3 protein-coding genes are annotated in these 3,950 nt (G+C 32.7%); all 3 read right to left on the bottom strand.

From position 1 onward, the window contains the following. Positions 1-247: 247 nt before the first annotated feature. A complete protein-coding gene (locus tag D1003_RS10895) occupies positions 248-1,423 on the bottom strand; it encodes a peroxiredoxin (RefSeq protein WP_153937017.1) in 1,176 nt (391 codons plus the stop codon). A gap of 166 nt (positions 1,424-1,589) precedes the next feature. Next, positions 1,590-2,396 carry a hypothetical protein gene (locus D1003_RS10900; protein WP_153937018.1) on the bottom strand — a complete coding sequence of 269 codons (807 nt, stop codon included), beginning with the start codon at positions 2,394-2,396 and terminating at the stop codon, positions 1,590-1,592. 358 nt (positions 2,397-2,754) lie between these two features. Continuing rightward, positions 2,755-3,552: a cation diffusion facilitator family transporter gene (locus D1003_RS10905; protein WP_004918542.1), complete on the bottom strand. Its 798-nt coding sequence runs from the start codon at positions 3,550-3,552 to the stop codon at positions 2,755-2,757. Between the last annotated feature and the right edge of the window lie 398 nt (positions 3,553-3,950).

Consider the following 3,950-nt stretch of genomic DNA (forward strand, 5'->3'; position numbering starts at 1 on the left):
AATAACTTGTCTTATAGTTTCCATACTACAAAGTTAACTATTCAGATAACAATATGCAAATTTTTTATTGAAATTTTCTGTTAGGCAGTGACGTTTTTTAGAATGACCGCCAACGGTCAGGGTATTGCCGAAGGCGGGGCTTATTAGCACCTTACTTCAACCGAAATACCATACTTCAAAAGTAAACAAAATTTTCTAAAAAAACAATTAACCCCGCTTGCGGCAATACCTTGTTAGCTGTAGTGTTTTATTTTAAAGCATTCATTATGGTTTGCTCTATTATGCTACGATTAGAATTTTCATTTTCATTGAAAATTATTTTTCCATCTTTGTCTATTATAATTATTGTTGGATAAGCATAAACACCATAATTTTTCGCCACTTGCTCACCATTAGTAAGAACTTGATAATTTAAACCATATTTTGTATAGAATTCTTTAATCTTATCATTAGAATCATAAGCATTAATTCCAAAAAGAGCTAAGTTTTCATTTTTGAATTTTTGATGTAAATCATTTATAAACGGTACATTTGCTATACAATTTCCGCAGTTTTTTATCCAAAAGTCTAGAATAACAACTTTTCCTTTTAAATCTTTTAAACTTATCTTTTTTTTGTCATCTAATAGCGTAAGTTCCCAATTTGGAGCTTCTGTTCCCAAGGACAAATTAATTTTGCTTTGTTCTTCAGCTTCTTTAAAAGTATTTAAGTAGTTTGAATAGAACCAAGTATTTTCTTCTCGACTTTTTGGATATAAATTTATATTTTCAAAGGTTGTTTTTACAAAGTCATCATTCAAATTATTAGTTTGTTTTATCTCTTTTGGCAAATAGCTTTCTGAGTCAATTAAAATTGTATAAATAAATTTGTTTTTTCCTTCCATTTTATCAAAGCCCTCACCTAGATTTTGAATCATTCTCTTACCCAAATCAATTTTTACTTGAAAATAAGTTTTAGTATTAATCAATGTGTCAGAAACTTGTTTTTTTATATTGTCATCATCAATAATTGTAGGTAAAATATTGCGAAGTGTTAAAATGGAATTATAAAAATAACTCTTATCTGATAATTCCTCTTTTTTTAGATGTTTTAGAAGTTTGGATGTTTTATCTTCTTTATTAAGTGTAAAAAATTCTGTTCCGTTATAAATATCAGTTGCGTTAGAGTTTTCTATTTGGAATCTTAGTCCAATTGGATTTTCATCTGAATTAAAAGAGTAGTAACAAGTCCATTTTGAAATCGCTTTATAATCTTCTGATGAATAGTTTAATTCACGCCTCAAATCATAACTTAAAAGATTTATCTTAGTTAGATTTTGAGATACTTTTTTAAGAATTTGATTTGCATTCTTTTCTTGTGAAAAAACAGAAGACGAACAAAATAATATACCTGATATTACTAATAAATATTTAATAGTTTTCATTTATACAGAGTATTTGGTAAACATTACAGCTAACGGTCCGGGTATTGCCGAAGGCGGGGCTTCTTAGCACCTAACTTCAACTAAAATACCACACCTCAAAGATAAACAAAATTCTCTAAAAAAACAATTACCCCCGCTTTCGGCAATACCTTGTTAGCGGTAGGTGTTATTCATATGTGTGTTCTGTTATTTCTATCAATATTTTATTACCATCTTTCCATTGTGTCCAGCCTTCGTAATCTATGTTTTTTTCAAAATTAAATTCTCTTCCAAAACCTTTCTTTAATTTTATCCAATCTCCATTTACTTCAATAACATTGAAAGGTAAAAGTTTATCGTTTTTCTCCTCAAATATTATTTTTCCGTTAGGTTTATCATAAATTTTCAAATTCTCCTTGTTTATAAATTCAACTCTTTTCAAATAACGTTCCCAAGTTTCAAAAATATACCACCTGGGATTATAAATCGAATTTGGGCAATTAATGCAATTATTATCGTAATATTCTTCTTCAGCTTTGTAATATACACTTTTTGCATCTCGCTTTATTACAAATTCTTCGTTGCTTTTTTCATTTGTAATAACCGTAAAAGTTGTTTTTGTAGAATCAACCACTCGAAATTTAAGTTCAGGAGGGAATCTAACCAATCCCACACTTATATTTCTTTCACCGGTTTGATACGAATCTCCTTCGTAAATGACATAAGGTTTTAAGTCTATTTTTGTGATGAATTTTGTAACACCCGTTTTGTCAATATTAAATTTTATAGTATCAAAAGGAACTCTATCATTTATATTTCTATAAAGCGGTATCGGGTATTCTGTATTTACTTGCAAAATTCCAATTCCCAATGGCACATCTAATTCATTATTTTGTCCAATTGATAAGTTTGTAGAGTTATCTTTACTTTTAGAGTCATCTTCACATTTAAAGAAAAATAAAAAAATAGGTATCAGATAAATTATAAATTTCATTTTGCTATTTTTTAGTCTGGTTTTTCTACACTTACCGCTAACGGCTCGGCGGCTTTGCGAAGTTTCCTCTGGAAGCTCTGCTTCCAAGAGGAAATTTTGCAAAACCGCTTGATGGGCGAAGTTCGCGAAGCGACGAGCCCATCAGGCGGTGTAAGCCGCCGAGCCGATGTGGCGAAATCCGCTTCGCTCCTTTCGCCACATCGGCTCGGCGGCTTGGCGAAGGGCGGGACTTTTAGCACTAAATTTCATACGAAGCACAAATGTTGAACCTTGCACAAATGGCTCTACGAAGCACGAAACCCCGCCTTTTGCCAAACCGCTGTTAGCAGTAGTGGTTCTTCTTTCAGTCTTTCAGTCGTCATTTTGATAGTTTCAAGATTTTAAATGCTCCTTGTCCAACGATGAAAAATACAATTGTCCCAACGATAAGGTCAGGATATTTTGAGTTTGTCAAGTAAACAAGTCCGCCTGCTACAATTACTCCAAGGTTTACAATTACGTCATTAGATGTGAAAATCATACTTGCTTGCATATGTGCTTCTTTGCTTTTACTTTTTTGCAGTAAATACAAACACAGTCCGTTTCCAATAAGAGCAAGAATTGAAATAATTATCATTGTCTGAAATACTGGAATTGTTTCCGTTCCAACAAATCGTCTGATAACTTCTATAAAACCAAAAACCGCAAGTGTCAACTGAAAATAACCTGCCGATTTTGCAATGTTCTTTTTTCGTGTCATTGTCCCACCAACTGCAAAAAGTGCAAGTCCGTAAACAATACTGTCGGCAAGCATATCCAAACTGTCGGCTACAAGTCCCATTGAGTTAGAAATAAAACCTGTCGCAAGTTCAAGTGCAAAAAAGAAAAAGTTGATGGCTAAAACTTGCCAAAGTAATTTTTTTTCTCGGTCTGTGTTGTCGGTTGTTGAAATGTAATTGTCTGCCGAAACGCTGTCAATAAGAGAAGTGTCAAACTTTAAGTTGTCAAGTCGTTGAAAAATTTGGTCGTGATTGTCAGTGTGAAAAACGGTCAGTTGTCTGTTCGGTATATCAAAGTCCAACGAGTTGATGTTTGTCAAGTCGGCAAGTTTCATCCGTATCATTTGTTCTTCGGATGGGCAGTCCATTTTTGATATTTTAAATGTCGTTTTCTGCATTATCTATTGTTATCGGTTGGGTCGTCCTACCATTACTGCTAATGGTGGGGCTTTGCGAAGAAGCGGGCTAAAATACCACTAACCTTCCCCCAACTACACAAAGGTAATAAAAATTACATTATATCCAAATAAAACCTCTACCGCTTTTTTGCAAAACCCGTGTTGCACGCTGGACTTTCATTTTCAGTTGCTATTTAGTATTCACAATATGGTATATTCGCATAGGTTAAAATTCTGTTTTTAAAGCCTTTTTAATCAATTCCAGTTTTTCAAATTCAACTATTCCCTATTTTCAATTCAGCTTTTCATAGGAATTATAGTCACTAAGTTTAAGTTGGTAAAGTCAATTCAGAGTCTGCTTCGTTGTACGCTATACTATTGAAAATTCACTCCAAGTA

It is taken from the genome of Riemerella anatipestifer (assembly GCF_009663465.1).
Classification (GTDB): domain Bacteria; phylum Bacteroidota; class Bacteroidia; order Flavobacteriales; family Weeksellaceae; genus Riemerella; species Riemerella anatipestifer_C.